An 18,127-nucleotide genomic window follows, 5' to 3' on the forward strand; every position below is an offset into this window, starting at 1 on the left:
CGCCGCGGGACTAAGCCCAGATGACCGTCAGCGCGCCGACTGCCTCCCTGCCGCAACGCGCCATGATGCCGGTGCTGATCGCGCTGAGCTTCACGCATCTGCTCAACGACATGATCCAGTCGCTGATCCCGGCGATCTATCCGATCATCAAGGAATCCTACCGGCTCGATTTCGGCCAGATCGGCCTGATCACGCTGACCTTCCAGGTCTCGGCCTCGCTGCTGCAGCCGGCGGTCGGGCTCTACACCGACAAGCATCCGATGCCCTATTCGATGGTGGTCGGCATGGGCTTCACGCTGTCCGGCCTGATCGGCCTCGCCTATGCCGGCAGCTACGGCTTCCTGCTGCTCTCTGCGGCCTGCGTCGGCATCGGCTCCTCGATCTTCCATCCCGAGGCGACGCGGATGGCGCGTAACGCCTCCGGCGGGCAGCACGGGCTGGCGCAGGGCATCTTCCAGGTCGGCGGACAGACCGGCGGGGCGCTCGGGCCGCTGCTGGCGGCCTTCGTCATCGTGCCGCGCGGGCAGGGCAGCCTCGCCTGGTTCTCGGTCGCCGCGCTGGTCGCGATGATGCTGATGGTCTGGACTGCCGCGAGCTACGCGCGGCTCGACAAGGCGAGGCCCCCGAAGGCCGCAGCGGCTGCGGCACCGGCCCGTCCGGGCAAGCGCTCCGTCGCCTTCGCGATCACCATCCTGATCATCCTGCTGTTCTCGAAGAACGCCTATTCGGCGAGCTTCACCTCGTTCTACACCTTCTACCTGATCGGCAAGTTCGGCATCTCCGTGCAGAATTCGCAGGTGATGCTGTTCCTGTTCCTCGGCTCCTCGGCGGTGGGCGCATTGGCCGGCGGCATGCTGGGCGACCGGATCGGCCGCAACAAGATCATCTGGTTCTCGATCCTGGGCGCACTGCCATTCACGCTGATCCTGCCCTATGCCGACCTGTTCTGGACCGGCGTGCTGACGATCCTGATCAACCTGATCATGTCGAGCGCCTTCGCCGCGATCCTGATCTATGCGCTGGAATTGCTGCCCGGCCGCGTCGGACTGGTCGGCGGCTTCTTCTATGGGTTGTCCTTCGGGCTCGGCGGGCTCGCCGCAGCGCTGCTCGGCGAGTTCGCCGACATTCTCGGCATCGAGATGGTCTACAAGATCTGCTCGTTCATTCCGCTGATGGGCCTGCTCGCCTGGTTCCTGCCGCGCCTCAGCGAGGGCACGCGAGGCGCCAGGGTCGGGCATTAGGCGGCTCGTGTCGTCATGCTCGGGTTCGACCCGAGCATGACGCTAAGGGCAATGCCCCTCAGAGCGCCAGCTTGCCGGCCTTGGCGGCGGCATAGCGCTCGTTGACCTTCTTCCAGTCGACCACGTTCCACCAGCCCTTGAGGTAATCGGCGCGGCGGTTCTGGTACTTCAGGTAATAGGCGTGCTCCCAGACGTCGTTGCCGAGCAGGACCATCTGCTTGTCCATGATCGGGCTGTCCTGGTTCGGCTTGCCGAGCAGGGCGAGCTTCCCGGCCTTGTCGACCGTGACGAAGACCCAGCCGGAGCCGAAGACGCGCAGACCCGCCGCCTCGAAATCCGTCTTGAACTTGTCTAAGCCGCCGAGATCGCGCGTGATCGCCTCGGCGACCTCGCCGGTCGGCGCACCGCCGGCAGCCGGCGCCATGATCTCCCAGAACATGCTGTGGTTGGCATGGCCGCCACCATTGTTGCGGACGAGGGTGCGGATGCTGTCCGGGAGCTGGCCGAGATCGGCGATCAACTCTCCGACCGAGGCCTTGGCGATGACGCCATTGTCCTTGGCCGCATTGTTCAGCGCTGCGACATAGGCGGCGTGGTGGCGGTTGTAGTGGATGTCCATGGTGGCTGCGTCGATATGGGGCTCCAGCGCATTGGCCTCATAGGCGCGCTTCGGCAGCGAAAACGGACCGGCCGGTGCTGCCGGCGCGGCGGCCTGCGCCCAGACCTTCGGGGCGGCAGCGACGGCGAGCGCTGCGGCACCCAGGCCGATCAGGTTGCGGCGGGAGACGGCGGACATTGCGGTCATGAAATTCCTCCGGAAAGCGTTGGGGCGTGTCGGCTTCCTGCTCAACGCGCGTGTCCCGTTGCGGGTCCGTCGTCGATCGCTCCGACTATAGCACGGCCCGGCGCAGCGGTTGACCCAAGGGCAACATCACAATCCCGGCGCCTGTATCGAAAGTGGTAAACCGTCCGATCGCGCTCTTAACCGGCGATTTACCGCGTTTCTCTACGGTTCTGGCAAGAAATCCTCCCGGGTTGAAGGGGCGCCCCGCCATGCATGCACTGGCTCGCAAGCTCGACCTGCCCGTTGACGAGGCAGGGCAGGACCTTGCCGGCGAGCCGACAGGGGTCGGTGCGGAGCGCGCGGTGCGCGAAATTGCCGCCCGTTTCGGCAAGCTCAGTGCCGAGATCACCGATATCGCCGGGCGCGTCGGCGACGTGACGCAACAGTTCGACCAGCAGACGGCGGGGCTGCGTCGGGTGGTCGGCGCGGTCGAGCAGGTGTCGCAGGCGAACAATGCGATCCGGCAGGCGGCCGAGGGTGCGCAGGCTGCCGCGTCCGGTGTCCGCAACGGCCTCGAGCGCGTGACCAAGTCGGTGCGGCTCGGGCTCAATGCAGCGCAGGCTGATATCGAGACTCTGTCGCAGGAAGCCCAGTCGATGTCGCAGGTGCTGGCGCAGGCCGTCGGCGATGCACACAAGGCGCGGGCGTCGAGCGATGCGATCCAGTCGATCACCCGCGAGATCCAGCTCCTGTCGATCAATGCCGGCGTCGAGGCGGCGCGCAGCGGCGAGGCCGGCAAGGGCTTCGCGGTCATCGCCGCCGCCGTGAAGGCGCTTGCCGAGCAGACCCGCGCGGCGACGGCGGCGAGCGCCGCGCAACTCGACCTGCTGGTCAAGGCGGTCGATGCCGTCGCCCGGCGCAGCCAGGAGAACGCGCAGACGGCACAGCGCGCGCAGGCGGGCAGCCAGACTATCTCGCTGCAGATCGGCGAGTTTGACAGCTTCGGCCGCTCCGTCGTCGAACTGATCGGCGAGATCGAGGCCGTATCACGCCCGACCCGGGAGAATGCCGAGGCCTGCGCCAAGGCCGGGCAGGACCTCGCCGGCCTCGTGGCCGGGGTCGATGCATCCACCGACAATCTCGAGCAGGCGGGGCAGCGCACCGAGGCGCTGGTCGCGATCAGCGAGGGCATCCTCGGCTCGATCGCGGCCTCGGGCGTGCGGACGGCGCAGTCGGAACTGATCGCGACCGTCATGGAGACGGCCAGCCGGATCAGCGGGTTGTTCGAGGGGGCGCTGGCGCGCGGAGAGATCGGGCTCGCCGAGCTGTTCGACGAGACCTACCGGCCAATTCCGGGCTCGGACCCGGTCCAGCACATGACCCGTTTCGTCGCCTTGACCGATCGGTTGCTGCCGCCGCTGCAGGAGGAGCTCCTGACCTCGAACGGGCGGATCGTGTTCTGCGCGGCGGTGGACCGCAACGGCTTTCTGCCGACGCATAACCGCAAATATGCGCAGGCCCAGGGCTCCGATCCGGTCTGGAACAACGCCAATTGCCGCAACCGGCGGATCTTCGACGACCGGACCGGCCTCGCCGCCGCCCGCAACCGCAAGCCCTTCCTGCTGCAGAGCTACCGGCGCGACATGGGCGGCGGGCAGTTCCTGGTGATGGAGGATCTGTCGGCGCCGATCATGGTCAAGGGCCGGCACTGGGGTGCCTTCCGCTTCGGCCTCAAGGTTTAACGCTTCGTCCGTGCCTGCCCTGTCGAGTTGAGTGAGCGAGTTCCCGAGTCAGCGCCATGCATATCGCGCCATCCTTCCCCAACCTGTCGGTTCTGCTCATCGATCCGAGCCCGCATTACCGCCGCATCGTGCGCACGATGCTGTATCAGGCGCAGCTCAACCGCATCTTCGAGGCGGCCGATCTCTCATCGGCGGCTTCGACCTTCATCCAGAAGCAGCCGAACATCGTCATCCTCGACTGGGACATGCCCGAGGGCAACAGCATCAAGTGCCTGGCGGCGATCCGCTCGTTCAAGACCTCGCCCTTCGCCAAGGCGCCGGTGCTGGTGATGATGGAACGGCCGGACAGGCGCTCGGTCGTCCAGGCCGCAAAGCTCGGTGCGCATGAGATCATCACCAAGCCGATCTCGCCCAACAATCTCTGGCTTCACCTGTCGGGCGTCATCAACGTGCCGCGAAAGTACCGGGAGGCGACGGGCAAGATCACGCTGGTGCCGCGCGCGATCAGCAACAACATGTTCTGACGCTCGTGGCTGGGCACCGCAATTGCCACGAAAGCGCCAAGAGTATTGATAGGCGCGTCCCTATTTAGCGAAGTTTTTACCAGTTTGCCGCGATGCTCCAGGCGCAATCCTGGGTCGCCCTCCATGCTCATCACCGTCTCGCTTCCCCCTTTCCTCGGCCGCTCCGAGGCTGCGACGTTCCGCAACCAGCTTCTGGTGGCACTGGAACAGCGGGAAAGCATCGCCGTCGAATGCGCCGAGGCGGGCGCCTTGCCCAGCCTCTGGATCCAGCTTCTTCATTCCGCAGCCACCAGCGCCGCCGAGCGGGGGCTTTCGGTCACGCTCAAGGCGGCTTCCGAGGAATGCCGCGAATCCTTGCGGGCGATCGGCTTCGATGCCGCTCACAGCGCTCTCGTTCTGGAGTGACAGGCATGAAAATCCTGGCGATCGACGATACCAAGACTTTGCTCAGTCTGCTCAGCCTGACGCTGCGCAATGCCGGCCATGAGGTGGCCGAGGCCGAGAACGGCGAGGACGGCCTCAACAAGTTCGAGCAGTTCAAGCCCGATCTCGTGATCACCGACCTGAACATGCCGATCATGGACGGCATCGAGTTCACCCGTGCCTGCCGCTCGCGCCCGGCCGGGCAGAACACGCCGATCATCGTGCTGACCACGGAGAACGGCGCCGAGATCAAGGCGGAAGGCCGCCGCGCCGGCGCCAGCGCCTGGATGGTCAAACCTTTCGAACCCAACACGCTGCTCGGCCTCGTCGCGCGCTACCAGAACTGAAGGTCGGCCGATGGATCCGTTGGCAGAACTCAAGCAGACCTTCTTCCAGGAATGCGAAGAACTCCTCGGCGCGCTGGAGCAGAAGCTCCAGGCCCTCGACGAGGGCTCCGTCGATCCCGAGGACGTCAATGCCGCCTTCCGCGCCATTCATTCGATCAAGGGTGGCGCGGGTGCCTTCGGCTGCACGGAGCTGGTCGGCTTCGCGCATGTCTTCGAGGCCTCGCTCGACCATCTGAGATCCGGCCGCGTCGCCGTCGAGGATGCGCCCTTTACGCTGTTCCTGCGCTGCGCCGATGCCGTTGCCGATCTCGTCTCGGCCGCCCGCAACGACGAGCCCGCGACCGAGCGGCCGGATCTGCTGGCCGCGCTTGAGCAGGTCGGCAAGGAGCCGCAGCCGCCCATCGCCGCGGCGCCCCCTCCCGCTTCTGATCCGGTAGCTCCTGCCGCCGACAACGACGCACCCATCGGCATCGCCGCGCTCGGGAACCTGCTCGCCATGGTCGAGGCGAAGACGGCGGCGCCGGCCGCTGCCGCCGACGATGGCTGGGACGACGAGCCCGCTGCAGCCTCTGCCCCTGTCGCGGGCAAGCCAGGCCGCGACGTGCAGTTGCGCATCGCGCCGGAAACGGACCTGTTCCGCCGGGTGATCGAGCCGCGTGTCGTGCTCGGCTCGCTGCCGGCCGCCGACATTGTCTCGATCCGTTGCGACATGAGCCAGGTGCCGCCGCTGGAAAGCCTCGATGTCAGCGATTGCTGGCTGCGCTTCGACGTGGCCTTGCGCACCGAATTGTCGATCGAGGACCTGCATGGCCGCTTCGACTTCAGCCTGGCGAACGAGGAATTCGAGATCACCTTCGCCGAGGAGGCCGTGACCGAGGCCCTTCCGGCGAGCGGGCCGGAGGCGGCTGAGCCCGAAGTCTCCAGCGCGGTTGCCGCCGACCTCTCGGCGATCCTGGCCATGCTCGGCCCGGCACCGGAAGCGGCGAACGAGCCCGATATCAAGCCCGAGCCGGCCCCGGTTGCCGTCGCTGCTCCGGTCGTCGTCGCCGAGCCGGCGGTCGCCCGCGCTGCGCCGCGTGCTCCGGCGGCTCCCGATGCCTCCGCACGGCAGCGCCAGGCGGTCAGCGTCCGCGTCGATCTCGACCGCATCGACAAGCTGATGAACCTCGTCGGCGAGATCGTCATCACCCAGTCGATGCTGGTCGAATGCGTGCGCTCGCTGCCCTACGACGTTCATGCCAAGACCGCCGAGGGCATGCTGACCCTGTCGCGCCAGACGCGGGAGCTGCAGGACCATGTCATGGCCGTGCGGGCGCAGCCGGTGAAGGCCGTGTTCCAGCGCATGCCGCGGCTGGTGCGCGAGCTCGCGCAGACGCTGGGCAAGGAAGTGCGTCTCGTGCTCGAAGGCGAGAACACCGAGGTCGACAAGACGATCATAGAGGAACTCGCCGATCCGCTGACCCATATGATCCGCAATTCGATGGATCACGGATTGGAGACGCCTGACGAGCGCATCGCGGCGGGCAAGCCGCGCGAGGGCACGATCAGGCTCATCGCCGAGCATCGCGCCGGCCGCATCGTCATCTCCGTCACCGATGACGGGCGTGGCATCGGCCGCGACCGGCTGCTCGCCAAGGCACGCTCGCGCGGCCTCGTCGGCGCCGACGAGCGGCTGCAGCCGGAGGAGATCGACCAGCTCATCTTCGCCGCCGGCCTGTCGACGGCCGAGGTCATCAGCGACGTGTCGGGCCGCGGCGTCGGCATGGACGTGGTGCGCCGCAACGTCGAGTCGCTCGGCGGGCGCATCAGCGTCGATTCCGAGCCGGGCCGGGGCTGCAAGTTCACGCTCGCCCTGCCGCTGACGCTCGCTGTGCTCGAAGGCATGGTGATCCGCTGCGGCGACGACCGCTACGTCATCCCGATCGCCTCGGTCATCGAGACGCAGCATCTCGCCTCGACGCCGATCGAGCGTCTGCCCTTCGGCCAGGAGGTGCTGCGCTGGCGCGGCGAGGTCACGCCGCTCTACCGGCTCGGCGACGTGATGGGTTCGATGGGCACCACCAACGAGAACATCGTCATCATCGCCGAGACCGAGCGCGGCAACAATGTCGGCATCGCCGTCGACGAGATCGTCGGCCAGCAGCAGGTCGTCGTGAAGAGTCTCGAGGCCAATTACGGCGCGGTCAACGGCGCCTCGGCGGCGACGATCCTCGGCGACGGCCTCGTCGCCCTGATCCTGGATATCGACTCGATGCTGCGGCTGGCCGCTTCCGCCAGCCGCTCCCCCCAATCTGACCTCAAGATGGCTGGATGACCATGAGCCTCCAACTCGGCGAAAAGCACTTCTCGTCGGCGCAGCCGGAATCGGCGGCGCGCCGCATCGTGACCTTCAAGGTCGGCGACCGTACCTTCGGCATCGATGTCGGCATGGTTCGCGAGATCAAGGGCTGGCAGGCGACGACGCCGCTGCCGCATGCGGCCCCGCATGTGCGCGGCGTGCTCAACCTGCGCGGCGTCATCCTCGCGGTCTACGATCTGCGGACCGCGATCGGGCTCGGTGCCACCGACGCCACCGCGACCCATGTCATCGTGGTCGTCGATGTCGAGGACAAGACCGCCGGCCTGCTGGTCGACTCAGTCTCGGACATCGTCGATGTGCCGGTCAGCGCGGTGCGCCCGGCTCCGGAGCTGGAACGTGACGAGCACGGCCTGATCGAAGGCCTCGTCCTGCTCGACACCGACATCGTCGCACTGCTCGACCTTGCGGCGGTGATCCGCGACGGCGGCGCCGAGGCCCAGATCAAGACCAGCCGGGCCGCCTGACCTTTTCGAGACCAGCCCGAGCGTAGCGTTCAAGAAGCGGGCGAGAACAAGAAACGATCGACCCCTATGGGCAGCGCGCTCGGCCCCTTCTCACGTCTCTCGGTCAGCCAACCGCTGCTCGCCGCCGGTTCGGCGGCGCTCGCCGGCAGCGTGGCGTCCTATGCGGCACTGGTCGGCGCTCCCGCGCTGGGTGCCGCCGCTGTTGCGGGCGTCGCATTGCTCGGCGGCTTTGCCGCCTGGGGCGCGGCCCGTCCGCTCGCGCGCAGCGCGGCGGCTGCGGCGCGCCTGGCCGAAGGCGGCGAGGTTACGCTTCCCGACGCATCCGGATCGGGTGAGGGCGCGGAGCTGTCGCGCGCGCTTGCAGCCATTCGCGAGCAGGGCCAGGAAGCCGAAAGGCTGCGCGCCGCGCTCGATCAGGGTCGCGCCAGCGTCATGCTCTGCGATCCCGATAGCCGGGTGGTCTATGTCAGCAAGGCGCTGCTGCGCTTCTTCGGCGAGGCGCAGGAGGATTTTCGCGCGGCCTTTCCGGGTTGCTCGGCCAAGGACATGCTGGGCCGCGTCATGGAGCGCGTGCAGGGCGAGCACCAGCCGGTCGGCGGCCAGCCAGTGCGCCTGATGCTCGGCCGCCGCACGATCTGCCTGACCTTGACGGCCATGGTGCGTAGCGATGGCCGCAGCCTCGGCACCGCCGTGGAATGGCGCGAGATGACCGGGGATCTCAAGCTCGCGGCCGAGATCGTGGAACTGGTCGAGGCGGCCGAGGCCGGCGACTTTTCCCGCCGCCTGTCGTCGGAAGGGCAGCCGCTGCCGCTTGGCCATGCGGTCAAAGGCCTGAATCGGATCAACGCGGCGCTCGAAGGCACGCTCGACGAGATGGCCCATGCTGTCGCCGGGGTGGCTCAAGGCGATTTCAATCGGCACGTTCCGGTGACCAGCCAGGGCAGCCTCGGCTTCCTTCAGGACAGCCTCAACGAGGCCTTCGGACATGTCGGCGCGACGCTTGCGACCATTCGCGATAGCGCGGGCCGGGTTTCGCATGTCGCAGCCGAGGTCGATGCCGCGACGACGGAGCTTGCAGCGGGAGCCGGGCGGGCGGCTGCAGAGCTCGGTGAAGCCTCTGCGGCAGCCGAACAGGTCGCGGCCTGCGTCGGGCGCAGCAGCATCCGCACGCGCGAGGCCGGCGAGCTCGCCGGCGAGACGATGAGCGTCGCGCAGCAGGGGCAGGGCGTCGTCACCCGCGCTGTCGCGGCGATCGAGCGGATCGAAAGCTCGTCGCTGAAGATTTCCGAGATTGTCGGAGTGATCGACGAGATCGCCTTCCAGACCAATCTGCTGGCGTTGAACGCCGCCGTCGAGGCGGCGCGCGCCGGCGATGCCGGCAGGGGTTTCGCGGTGGTCGCCTCCGAGGTGCGGTCGCTGGCGCAGCGCTCGGCGGGGGCCGCCAAGGACATCAAGGGGCTGATCGCCTCGTCGAACGGGCAGGTCGCGGAGGGCGTCGGCTTCGTCCGCGAGACCGGCACGGCGCTGGAACGCATCGTCACTGCCGCGGGCAAGGTCGCGACAACGGTTTCAGAGATTTCCACGGCTGCGGCCGAACAGGCACAGGGCGCCGGCGAGATGGGCCGCAGTGTGGCGAAGATGGACAAGGGTGTCAGGCAGAATGCCGCCCTGGCCGAGCGCAGCGCCGCGGCGGCTGTCGAGCTCGCCGACCGGGCAGCGGCGCTGCATGCCACGATCGAAGCATTCAGCGGCGGCCATGCCGCGGTCGGCGGCGCGCTGCCGCCGCGCCGCGCCCCGGCCGCTGCGCAGCCGCCGCGGACGATGCCGCAGCCACAGCATCGCCGCGTCGCCGCCGGCGGCCGCACGGGGATTTGAGATGACCAGACCTGCCTCGTCGAATCCCTTTGCCATGATCCAGCCCGGCATGGCCGATGTCACGCTGACGCGCGACGACATGAAGTTCATTGCGACGCTGGTCTATGAGCAGGCCGGCATCGTCATCCGCGAGCACAAGGAGGCAATGACGCGCGGGCGCCTGGCGCGGCGCGTCAAGGCGCTCGGCATGGGTTCGGTTGCCGAGTACTGCGCCTTTCTCAAGACGCCGCAGGCGGCGGGCGAACTGCCGGAGCTGATCAATGCGGTGACGACCAACCACACCGCCTTCTTCCGCGAGCGCCACCATTTCGACCATCTGCGCAAGGATGTGATGCCGCGACTGCTGCAGGAGCGGGGTGGGCGGCGCGGCCGAATACGCATCTGGTCGGCGGCCTGCTCGTCCGGCGAGGAGCCCTATTCGATCGCCGCGTCCTGCCGCGACGTGATGGGTCCGCGCAGTGATGTCGATTTCAAGATCCTGGCGACCGATATCGATACCGATATCCTGGTGCGGGCCGAGGCCGGCCTCTATCCGGCGGAGCTGTTCGAGCGCCTGCCGGGCGATGTGAAACCCTTGCTCAAGCTCGAAGGCGGGGCAGGGCGGGGCGAGGCCCGCATCGTCGAGGAGCTGCGTCGCATGATCGCCTTCAAGCGGCTGAACCTGATCGAGAAATGGCCGATGAGCGGCCCGTTCGACGTGATCTTCTGCCGCAACGTCTTCATCTATTTCGACACGCAGACCAAGGCCTCGATCCTCGACCGTTTCGTGGCGCTGCTGGCGCCCGGCGGCTTCCTCTATCTCGGGCATTCGGAATCGCTGCCGCAACCGCATCCGAAGCTGCGCCTGATCGGCCGTACCATCTACGAGAGGACCGCATGAGCGTTTCACGGTCTTCCCGCCGTTATTTCGATCCGCGTTTCCAGGCGACGATCATCACGGTCGCGCCCGGCGAGCACGAGATCACCTCCGCCAAGGACGAGATCGTGGCGACGGTGCTCGGTTCCTGCGTCTCGGTCTGCATGCGCGATCCCATCGCCGGTGTCGGCGGCCTCAACCACTTCCTGCTGCCGAAGAACAACGGCAATGCCGATCCCAGCGCTGGCGAGCGCTATGGCGACACGGCCATGGAAGTGCTGATCAACGACCTGCTCAAGCGCGGCGCCAAGCGCAACAATTTCGAGGCGAAGGTGTTCGGCGGGGCGCGCGTGCTCTCGGGCGCGACGATGCTGGCGATCGGCGACGGCAACATCGCCTTCGTCAACGAGTTCCTGAAGGTCGAGGGCATCCCGGTGGTCTCGCGCGATGTCGGCGGCACGCGCTCGCGGCGCATCCATTACCAGCCCTCCACGGGCCGGGCCTGGGTGCAGCACGTCCAGCCCACGGCGCGCGACAGCGGCCACGAGCAGGAAATCGCCTATCTCAACCGGCTCAAGACGCAGCCGGTGGCCGGTGAAGTGGAGGTCTGGTGATGAACATGCCGCTATCCTCCGCCACTCCGGTCAAGGTCCTCGTCGTCGACGATTCCATCCTGATGCAGAAGCTGATGACGCAGATCATCGACTCCGCGCCGGGCTTCAAGGTGATCGGCGTCGCGGGCAGTGCCGAAGAGGGCTGGGACGCGATCCAGGAGTTGCGGCCCGACGTCGTGACGCTTGATCTCGAACTGCCGGGCCGGCACGGCCTCAAGCTCCTGGCGCGCGTCCTCAAGCAGGATCCGCTGCCGGTGCTGATCGTCTCGGCCTTCGGCGGGCCGGGCGCCGACAACACCATTCAGGCGCTGGAGCTCGGTGCCATCGACTTCATCGAGAAGCCCGATGGCACGACCCATACGCTCGACGGCTTCATGAAGCATCTCGTCGCAGCGCTGCAGCGCGCCGCGGCCAGCCGCAAGATGCTCGCCGCCGCACGGCAGGTGGCCCAGGCCGCCGTTCCCACCCGCCCTGCCGCGCCCCCGCCGCGCGAGCCAGCCCGCGCCGGCAAGACCTCGCTGATCGCGATCGGCGCCTCGACCGGCGGCGTTCCCGCCGTGCAGACGGTGATGCGGGACCTCGCGCCGCTCAGGTTGCCGATCGTCGTGGTGCAGCACATGCCGCCGGGCTATACGGCGAAATTCGCGGCCCGGCTCGCGACCGCGACCGGTCTCGATGTCCATGAGGCCGTCGACGGCGACAGGCTGAAGCCAGGGATGGCGGTGGTGGCGCCCGGTGGCTCGCGCCATCTCGAGATCGAGGAGCGGCGCGGCGAATTCGTCTGCGCGCTACGCGAAGGGCCGCTGGTCAGCGGCCACTCGCCGTCGGTCGACGTGATGTTCCATTCGGTGGCGCGCAGCGCCGGCAGCCACGCGGTCGGGATCCTGCTCACCGGGATGGGGCGCGACGGCGCAGACGGTTTGTTAGCCATGCGCAAAGCCGGCGCCGAGACGTTAATCCAAAGCGGTGAGACCTGCGTGGTAAACGGGATGCCGAAAGCGGCCTATGAACTGGGAGCGACCGAGCGGGTCGTTCCGCTTACCCAGATTGGTACCGCGGTCAGCCAGTTGATCGGCGAGAGGCCGAACCTGCGCACCGCGTAAGGAGATTGTGATGTCAAAGGCCAGAAGCGAATACCGCATCCTGGTGGTCGACGACCAGAAGAGCATGCGTGGCCTGGCGACCTATTTCCTCAAGCAGATCGAGTTCCAGGACATCGACGAGGCGGAGAACGCCCGCGAAGCCCTGATGAAGATGCAGACCAAGCGCTACGACCTGCTGCTGCTCGACTGGAACATGGACGGCATGAGCGGCATCGACCTGTTGCGCGCGATCCGCTCGGTGCCGGAGCTGAACCAGATCAAGATCATCATGGCGACCTCGGAACGCTCGGTCGACAAGATGGACGAGGCGACCAGCAACGGCGCCGACCATTACGTCGTGAAGCCCTATGAATTGCGCGATCTCGAAGTGCGGGTGAAGAAGGTCCTCGCCTGCTGAGGCTTTCTCCGGTCTCGCCATCGTGAAGCGAAGCCCCGTAGCCGTTGGCTGCGGGGCTTTCTGCTTTCGGGCATGATGCGCCGGTTCGGTTGTCGGATCGGAGAGAAGCCATGCTGCCGTCACGCCGCCAGATCGTCGCCGGGATCGCCGGAGCGGCTTCTGCTGGCCTCATCTCTCGCGAGGCTGTGGCGCAGGCTCTCACCGGCGCCCATGCTTTCGGCTTCGACAAACCGGGGGGCGGGCGCCTGCCGCTGGCCGATTATCGCGGTCGGCCGATCCTCATCGTCAACACGGCGACGCGCTGTGGCTATGCCGGGCAGATGGCGACGCTGGAGCAGCTCTGGCAGCGCTACCAGACGCGCGGGCTGATGCTCGTCGCGGTGCCGAGCAATGATTTCGGCGGGCAGGAACCGCTCGACGGCACGGCCATCGCCGAGGCCGCCCGGCAGAGCCATGGCGCGACCTACACCTTCGTCGAGAAGAGCGTGGTGCGCGGACCGGAGGCGCATCCGTTCTATCGCTGGGCCGCGTCGGAGAAGCCGGCCGACACGCCGCGCTGGAACTTCCACAAATACCTGGTCGGCCGTGACGGCGCGCTGCTCGGCGGTTTCCCGGCCGCGACCGATCCACTCTCGCCGCAGCTCGTGCAGGCGATCGGGCGGGAACTGGCGGCGGGGTAGTCGTTCAGGCTTTTGGCTTTGCGCCCGGCCGGAACGCCGCAATGACAGCCGGATCGGTCTCCAGCCAGGGCCCTTCGATCAGGTCGATGCAATAGGGGATCGCCGGCATCACCGCGTCCAGGCATTCGGCGATGGCGCGGGGGCGGCCGGGCAGGTTGACGATCAGGGACTTGCCCCGGATGCCGGCCGTCTGGCGCGAGAGGATCGCGGTCGGGACCTTGGCGAGGCTGACCTGGCGCATCAGTTCGCCGAAACCGGGCATCGGCTTCTCGACGACATCTTCCGTCGCCTCGGGGGTGACGTCGCGCGGGGCGGGGCCGGTGCCGCCGGTGGTGACGATCAGGCAGCAGCCTTCGCGGTCGGCGAGATCACGCAGCGTTTCGGCAATCACCGCGCGGTCGTCGGGGATGACGCGTGCCACCGCTTCCCAAGGCGAGGTCAGGACCTTCGCGAAATAGGCCTGGATCGTCGGCCCGCCCTCATCGGCGTAGATGCCGGCCGAGGCGCGGTCGGAGACCGTGACGATTCCAATCCGGGCGGTCGCGGTCATCGGCTCTCTCCTGCGGGCGGGCCTGCTCTATCGGTGGCGTGGATGAATGGTCAAGCGGGCCTCTCGCCAGCTCCGGAGCGATCTGGTAGCGCAGCGCCATGCGCTCTGCCGCCTCGGCCCCATCTCCCACCGGCAACGGCTTCGCCGCCAGCTTCGCGGCGACGGTGATGCTTGTCGTTGGGCTTCTGACAGTGCTGACCCTTTGGCGCGACCCCTATTGGGTGTTCCGCGACAGCCCGCCCTGGACCCGTGACGGCGCCGGCGCGAGCCGCCTGCTCGATGTCGAGATGCGCCTGATCAAGCCGCTCCAGATTGCGAGGCTGAAGCCGCAGACGCTGCTGATCGGCTCGTCGGTGGTCTATCGCGGCCTCGATCCGCGCGATGCCTCCGGCGTCGGGGGCCAAGTCTACAATGCCGGCGTCTCCGCCCTGATGGCGCGCGAATTGCCGACGCTCGCGGCTTTGGCCGTCGATGTCGGCAGCGTCAGGCAGGTCGTGATCGAGCTCGACTATTTCATGTTCACCGCCTGGCCGCCGCCACCGCCGATCGACCGGCAGCTCGCGACGGCATCGGGGCGTCGGGAAGCCCTCGTTTCGATCGTGCTGAATCCGAAGGCGATCGACAACCTGCGCGGGCGGCAGTCCCGAAGGACGGAGCCCGGCCTCTGGCATGGCGACGGCTACAAGGCGACGCCGGATTTCGATGCGGAGCTGGTGGGCAGGATCACCCGCGAGCAGAACATCGCGGCGATGGTCTACCGGCCGGGCGATCTGACCCATCTCGAACGCGCGCTCGATCTGCTTCGGACGCGGAAGGTCACGATCGTGCTGTCGCCGATGAGCGCGGCCCAGCGGCAGCTCGTCATGGATGGCGGGCGCGGCGCCGAACTGGCGGCCTGGCGGCGGGACGTCGCCGCGTTGGCGGCGGCGCGCGGCCTGCCGTTCCATGATCTTGTCTCAGGCCATCCGTTCGAGGATTTCGATCCCGCCAAGGCGTCGTCGCGCTACTGGCTCGACACCCTGCATTTCAAGCCGGAGGTCGGCCGCTGGCTGCTCGGGCGGATCGGGCTCGGACGGCTTCCCGCAGGCGCCTGAGCCACATCCGGCTGAGGGCCGCGGCCTGCGCTGCGCCGGAGCGGCCGGGGCCGACGCGGATGATGGCATTGGCCATCTCGCGGCGCTCGCCCCAGACATAGGTGCCGGCATCGACACCTTCGCCGGCGCCGCTGTCGAAGAAGGCCGGCGGTGTCCCGTTGAAATCGGCCTGCAGCATGGCGATCGTCAGGGTCCGGCCGGGCGAATGGCGGCTTTGCGTCTCGTCATAGGCGATCTTGAGGAAATGCCGGCGGTTGCCGCTCTCGACCAGCAGGCCCATGGCGATGGCGCGGCCGTCATGCAGCAGGGTGTCGATCAGCAGCGTGTCGTCGTTGGCGCAAAGCTCGGCCAGGCGGCGGATATAGGCGGCGTCGGCCGGCAGGCAGGCGATGGCGGTGCCGGCTTCGCCTTTCCACCCGGACGCTTCGAGCGTGAGGAAGGCGTCGAGCGCCTCCAGCGCGCCGCGACCCCGGTTACGCCGGAAGGTGAGGGCGCCCTGCTTCGCCACGGCCCGGAACTGCTGCATCCGCTTCTTGTAGGCGGAGCCGAGTGCGCGGCGCAGATAGCTCTCGAAGCTGTCCTCCGGGCGCGGGATCATCACCGGGCGGACCCAGCGCTCATAGGTCGAGATCGCGCTGCCGGTCTGGCGGCAGGCTTCGGCGAGGGCGGCATGACAGGGGCCGTCGAGCGGCAGCAGCGGCAGCAGCAAACGGTGCGGCAGGTCGCGCGAGGCGCGCAGATAGCGCATCAGGGCGCGGGCCGCTTCCGCCGCGTGGTCGCGGTCGAGCACCGGCAGCGAAGACACTTCGTAGAGCGGCACGAGTGGCGCGGCGAGAGCCGGGGCGAAGCCGCTGCGCCAGCCCTTCACGCGCCGGAAGGCCCAGATTCCGACGAGCTGTTCGAAGTCGAGCGCTTCGCTGAGCCAGGCGCAGAGCACGACGATCTCGTCCTCCGGCACCAGCGTCGTCGCGGCCGAGACCGCAGCCGGTGCCATATGCGGATTGGGCTCGAGCGCGTGGCGGGCGAGTTCCGCGAAAACCGGCCCCAGCTCCGCGTAAGCGGCGGGGCCGAGGCGCCTGACGACGATTCCCGTGCTCAAGACCGATGGCCGTTCCGGTTCGGCAGGCGCCATTCGCCGCGCAGGGCGAGGACGAAGGCGATCACCTGCGCCGTGGCGCGGTAGAGTTCCTCGGGAATCTGGTCGTCGAGTTCGACCGCCGAGAGCGCCTGGGCGAGGAGCGCGTTCTGCTCGACCTCGACATCGTGCTCCCTGGCTGTCTCGACGATGCGCTCGGCCAGTTCGCCACGGCCCTTGGCGGTGACGCGCGGCGCACCATGTCCGTCATATTCCAGCGCGACGGCGATGCGGGGCGGTCGCGGCGTGCTCATGACAGACGGTCCAGGAACTGGCCGGCGGTCGGCTGCATCACGCGGGGCTGGCCGGTGTGGATGTCGATGACACCGCTGGCGAAATCGGCATCGAGCAGCGCGCCTTCGAGGCCGGGCGCGGCGCCGCGCAGGAGCTGGCTGGTCTCCTCGCGCTCGGCCCAGATCGAGACGCCGACATCGCGGCCCTGCAAAGTGACGACGCCTTGCAGCGGCCCCATCGGCTCGACATCGAGCGCGAAGCGGATGCGCCAGAGCGGCGGGCTCACCCCTTGCGCGTCGCGGCGCGGGGCGTCCCGCTCGACCTGGAGCGGCAGGATCGCGGTGCCCTGATGGAAGGCGATCGGGATCTCGGCGAGCCAGCGCTGCGCTGCTTGCGTGCCGTCCTGCCGGGTGGGCTCGAGCGGCAGCGAGGCGTATTGCGCAAGCTTGATCCGGTCGAGCGCGGCTTCGGTCTGGTCGAGCAGCGTCTCGGCGATGACGAGCGGCTTCTCGGCCGGGTGGAGCGTTGGCTCGACGGCGGGTTGCAGCGCGAGCGGGCCGTCCCGGCGCGGCGGGGCGAGGCGGGCGGGCTGGTCGGTGGAAGCGAGCTCCGCCGGCCGATCCACCGCCTGACCATTGTCGTGCTCATGTCGGCCCGCCTTCGGGTCCAGCGACAGGGCGTCGATGATCGGCAGCAAGGTCTCGCGCAGCGCCTGCAGCCCGGCCTTGAGGTCGCCCTGCCGGGGCTGCGGCAGGCCCGCGGCCTGCCGCGTGTCGAGGAAGAGCCCGGAGGCCTGGAAGGCCTGCTTGAGGCCTGCCGCCGTCGGCGCCTGCCGCTCGGCCGGAACGGCCTGAGCGAGCACCTGCTGGATCGCGGGCGGCAGCGTTTTCGGCAGGGCCAGCGAAATCGTTCCCTGTGCCAGCGCACGCAGATTGGCGAAGAGCGGGGCGAGCCCAGCCTGCCGCTGCAGGACGGGGCCGAGCAGCGGTCCGGCGATCGCGCGGGCGATCACCGCTGTCGGTATGGCGGGGAAAGCGGCTGCGGTCGCTGCCGAGGTTGCCGGGGACGTGCTGGCAGGAGCCGGACCGGTGAGCGCCGCAGGTGCGTGCGCCACCGCGGCCGGTGCTGGTACGGGCACTTGGGCCGCAGGAGGGCCGAGCGTCTGCAGGGCCTGCTGCAGGAAGGCCTGCTGCATCGCCACCGGGGAAGGCGGGTGCGCGGCCTGTGCGGCAGCCGGCGCAGCCGGCGTGGCAGCCTGTGGAACAGGAGAAGGCACAGACGCCATCGGCGGGCGGACCGAAGCCGGTGATGCCGGGGCTGCATCCGGCTGCGCAGGCGTGGGCGCTGGGGCTGGTTGCGCCTGGGCTTGCCCGGGCGCTGGCGCATTGGGCGGGCGCACTTCGACCAAGGTAGCGCGCAGATCGCCGCCTTGCTGTTCGGGCGGATCGAGGCGCAACAGCAGGGTGGCGCCTGGCTGCAGAGCCGCCTGCCTCGCCTGCGGACCGGCGAGGATGAGCGCGACCCTGGTTTCGCCGATCATGGCGGTCGCGGTGCCATCCGGCTCCAGCGAGGCGAGCCTGGCCTGCACCGTCCGGCCAGCCGTCAGCTCTCCGCCTGCGTCGAGCGCCTGCAGCAGAGTGGCGAGGGTCTGGCTCTTGAAGAGCTGGGCGAGATTCATCGGGCGACCACGTGAGGACGCAGTACC

19 protein-coding genes are annotated in these 18,127 nt (G+C 68.4%); 14 read left to right on the plus strand and 5 right to left on the minus strand.

Annotation, left to right across the window (positions count from 1 at the left end; all coding sequences use genetic code 11):
* Positions 1 to 20 precede the first annotated feature (20 nt).
* Positions 21 to 1,241, plus strand: a complete 1,221-nt coding sequence (locus BLQ70_RS07060; protein WP_091856402.1) for an MFS transporter — start codon at positions 21 to 23, stop codon at positions 1,239 to 1,241.
* A gap of 58 nt (positions 1,242 to 1,299) precedes the next feature.
* Here BLQ70_RS07060 and BLQ70_RS07065 read toward each other — a convergent pair whose 3' ends face one another.
* Entirely contained in the window at positions 1,300 to 2,037 is a 738-nt protein-coding gene (locus tag BLQ70_RS07065; protein WP_091856403.1) for a superoxide dismutase, read from the minus strand.
* Positions 2,038 to 2,294: 257 nt separating this feature from the next.
* Between BLQ70_RS07065 and BLQ70_RS07070 the strand changes: the two genes are divergently transcribed.
* From BLQ70_RS07070 to BLQ70_RS07125, 12 genes are all read left to right on the plus strand, one after another.
* A complete protein-coding gene (locus tag BLQ70_RS07070) occupies positions 2,295 to 3,767 on the plus strand; it encodes a methyl-accepting chemotaxis protein (RefSeq protein WP_091856404.1) in 1,473 nt (490 codons plus the stop codon).
* A gap of 56 nt (positions 3,768 to 3,823) precedes the next feature.
* Complete coding sequence (locus tag BLQ70_RS07075) at positions 3,824 to 4,291, plus strand: response regulator (protein WP_061966736.1); 468 nt, start codon at positions 3,824 to 3,826, stop codon at positions 4,289 to 4,291.
* A 123-nt stretch (positions 4,292 to 4,414) separates the two neighbouring features.
* Entirely contained in the window at positions 4,415 to 4,696 is a 282-nt protein-coding gene (locus tag BLQ70_RS07080; RefSeq protein WP_091856405.1) for an STAS domain-containing protein, read from the plus strand.
* 5 nt (positions 4,697 to 4,701) lie between these two features.
* Complete coding sequence (locus tag BLQ70_RS07085; RefSeq protein ID WP_091856406.1) at positions 4,702 to 5,061, plus strand: response regulator; 360 nt, start codon at positions 4,702 to 4,704, stop codon at positions 5,059 to 5,061.
* Between the two features lie 10 nt (positions 5,062 to 5,071).
* Positions 5,072 to 7,375, plus strand: coding sequence for a chemotaxis protein CheA (locus BLQ70_RS07090; RefSeq protein ID WP_091856407.1), 2,304 nt, complete (start codon positions 5,072 to 5,074; stop codon positions 7,373 to 7,375).
* Positions 7,372 to 7,884, plus strand: coding sequence for a chemotaxis protein CheW (locus BLQ70_RS07095; protein ID WP_082617344.1), 513 nt, complete (start codon positions 7,372 to 7,374; stop codon positions 7,882 to 7,884). Before BLQ70_RS07090 ends, BLQ70_RS07095 begins: the two co-directional genes overlap by 4 nt.
* Before the next feature lie 66 nt (positions 7,885 to 7,950).
* Positions 7,951 to 9,759 (plus strand): methyl-accepting chemotaxis protein, encoded by a 1,809-nt coding sequence (locus BLQ70_RS07100; RefSeq protein WP_091856408.1) that lies wholly within the window; start codon positions 7,951 to 7,953, stop codon positions 9,757 to 9,759.
* A 1-nt stretch (position 9,760) separates the two neighbouring features.
* Entirely contained in the window at positions 9,761 to 10,639 is an 879-nt protein-coding gene (locus tag BLQ70_RS07105) for a CheR family methyltransferase (RefSeq protein ID WP_244492787.1), read from the plus strand.
* Positions 10,636 to 11,229 (plus strand): hypothetical protein, encoded by a 594-nt coding sequence (locus BLQ70_RS07110; RefSeq protein ID WP_091856409.1) that lies wholly within the window; start codon positions 10,636 to 10,638, stop codon positions 11,227 to 11,229. Before BLQ70_RS07105 ends, BLQ70_RS07110 begins: the two co-directional genes overlap by 4 nt.
* A complete protein-coding gene (gene cheB, locus BLQ70_RS07115) occupies positions 11,229 to 12,332 on the plus strand; it encodes a chemotaxis-specific protein-glutamate methyltransferase CheB (RefSeq protein ID WP_091856410.1) in 1,104 nt (367 codons plus the stop codon). Before BLQ70_RS07110 ends, cheB begins: the two co-directional genes overlap by 1 nt.
* A 10-nt stretch (positions 12,333 to 12,342) precedes the next feature.
* A complete protein-coding gene (locus BLQ70_RS07120; RefSeq protein WP_047578914.1) occupies positions 12,343 to 12,729 on the plus strand; it encodes a response regulator in 387 nt (128 codons plus the stop codon).
* A gap of 110 nt (positions 12,730 to 12,839) precedes the next feature.
* Positions 12,840 to 13,409, plus strand: coding sequence for a glutathione peroxidase (locus BLQ70_RS07125; RefSeq protein WP_091856411.1), 570 nt, complete (start codon positions 12,840 to 12,842; stop codon positions 13,407 to 13,409).
* 4 nt (positions 13,410 to 13,413) lie between these two features.
* Here BLQ70_RS07125 and mog read toward each other — a convergent pair whose 3' ends face one another.
* Complete coding sequence (gene mog / locus BLQ70_RS07130) at positions 13,414 to 13,959, minus strand: molybdopterin adenylyltransferase (protein WP_091856412.1); 546 nt, start codon at positions 13,957 to 13,959, stop codon at positions 13,414 to 13,416.
* A gap of 98 nt (positions 13,960 to 14,057) precedes the next feature.
* Between mog and BLQ70_RS07135 the strand changes: the two genes are divergently transcribed.
* Positions 14,058 to 15,053 (plus strand): hypothetical protein, encoded by a 996-nt coding sequence (locus BLQ70_RS07135; RefSeq protein ID WP_091856413.1) that lies wholly within the window; start codon positions 14,058 to 14,060, stop codon positions 15,051 to 15,053.
* Here the strand turns inward: BLQ70_RS07135 and BLQ70_RS07140 are convergent.
* Genes BLQ70_RS07140 through fliK form a run of 3 tightly spaced genes read right to left on the minus strand, consistent with a single transcriptional unit; the run spans position 14,986 to position 18,100 of the window.
* Positions 14,986 to 16,152 carry a GNAT family N-acetyltransferase gene (locus BLQ70_RS07140; protein WP_139163499.1) on the minus strand — a complete coding sequence of 389 codons (1,167 nt, stop codon included), beginning with the start codon at positions 16,150 to 16,152 and terminating at the stop codon, positions 14,986 to 14,988. The two genes, BLQ70_RS07135 and BLQ70_RS07140, sit on opposite strands and share 68 nt — an antisense overlap.
* Entirely contained in the window at positions 16,149 to 16,442 is a 294-nt protein-coding gene (locus BLQ70_RS07145) for an EscU/YscU/HrcU family type III secretion system export apparatus switch protein (protein WP_091856415.1), read from the minus strand. Before BLQ70_RS07145 ends, BLQ70_RS07140 begins: the two co-directional genes overlap by 4 nt.
* Positions 16,439 to 18,100 (minus strand): flagellar hook-length control protein FliK, encoded by a 1,662-nt coding sequence (gene fliK, locus BLQ70_RS07150; RefSeq protein ID WP_091856416.1) that lies wholly within the window; start codon positions 18,098 to 18,100, stop codon positions 16,439 to 16,441. Before fliK ends, BLQ70_RS07145 begins: the two co-directional genes overlap by 4 nt.
* Positions 18,101 to 18,127: the final 27 nt, after the last annotated feature.

It is taken from the genome of Allobosea robiniae (genome assembly GCF_900102525.1).
Classification (GTDB): domain Bacteria; phylum Pseudomonadota; class Alphaproteobacteria; order Rhizobiales; family Beijerinckiaceae; genus Allobosea; species Allobosea robiniae.

Coding starts and splice junctions, on each gene's coding strand:
- BLQ70_RS07110 (WP_091856409.1), top strand. CDS start 10,636: ATGAGCGTTTCACGGTCTTCCCGCCGTTATTTCGATCCGCGTTTCCAG.
- cheB (WP_091856410.1), top strand. CDS start 11,229: ATGAACATGCCGCTATCCTCCGCCACTCCGGTCAAGGTCCTCGTCGTC.
- BLQ70_RS07080 (WP_091856405.1), top strand. CDS start 4,415: ATGCTCATCACCGTCTCGCTTCCCCCTTTCCTCGGCCGCTCCGAGGCT.
- BLQ70_RS07100 (WP_091856408.1), top strand. CDS start 7,951: ATGGGCAGCGCGCTCGGCCCCTTCTCACGTCTCTCGGTCAGCCAACCG.
- BLQ70_RS07135 (WP_091856413.1), top strand. CDS start 14,058: ATGCGCTCTGCCGCCTCGGCCCCATCTCCCACCGGCAACGGCTTCGCC.
- BLQ70_RS07120 (WP_047578914.1), top strand. CDS start 12,343: ATGTCAAAGGCCAGAAGCGAATACCGCATCCTGGTGGTCGACGACCAG.
- BLQ70_RS07070 (WP_091856404.1), top strand. CDS start 2,295: ATGCATGCACTGGCTCGCAAGCTCGACCTGCCCGTTGACGAGGCAGGG.
- mog (WP_091856412.1), bottom strand. CDS start 13,959: ATGACCGCGACCGCCCGGATTGGAATCGTCACGGTCTCCGACCGCGCC.
- BLQ70_RS07125 (WP_091856411.1), top strand. CDS start 12,840: ATGCTGCCGTCACGCCGCCAGATCGTCGCCGGGATCGCCGGAGCGGCT.
- BLQ70_RS07145 (WP_091856415.1), bottom strand. CDS start 16,442: ATGAGCACGCCGCGACCGCCCCGCATCGCCGTCGCGCTGGAATATGAC.
- BLQ70_RS07065 (WP_091856403.1), bottom strand. CDS start 2,037: ATGTCCGCCGTCTCCCGCCGCAACCTGATCGGCCTGGGTGCCGCAGCG.
- fliK (WP_091856416.1), bottom strand. CDS start 18,100: ATGAATCTCGCCCAGCTCTTCAAGAGCCAGACCCTCGCCACTCTGCTG.
- BLQ70_RS07105 (WP_244492787.1), top strand. CDS start 9,761: ATGACCAGACCTGCCTCGTCGAATCCCTTTGCCATGATCCAGCCCGGC.
- BLQ70_RS07090 (WP_091856407.1), top strand. CDS start 5,072: ATGGATCCGTTGGCAGAACTCAAGCAGACCTTCTTCCAGGAATGCGAA.
- BLQ70_RS07060 (WP_091856402.1), top strand. CDS start 21: ATGACCGTCAGCGCGCCGACTGCCTCCCTGCCGCAACGCGCCATGATG.
- BLQ70_RS07085 (WP_091856406.1), top strand. CDS start 4,702: ATGAAAATCCTGGCGATCGACGATACCAAGACTTTGCTCAGTCTGCTC.
- BLQ70_RS07075 (WP_061966736.1), top strand. CDS start 3,824: ATGCATATCGCGCCATCCTTCCCCAACCTGTCGGTTCTGCTCATCGAT.
- BLQ70_RS07095 (WP_082617344.1), top strand. CDS start 7,372: ATGACCATGAGCCTCCAACTCGGCGAAAAGCACTTCTCGTCGGCGCAG.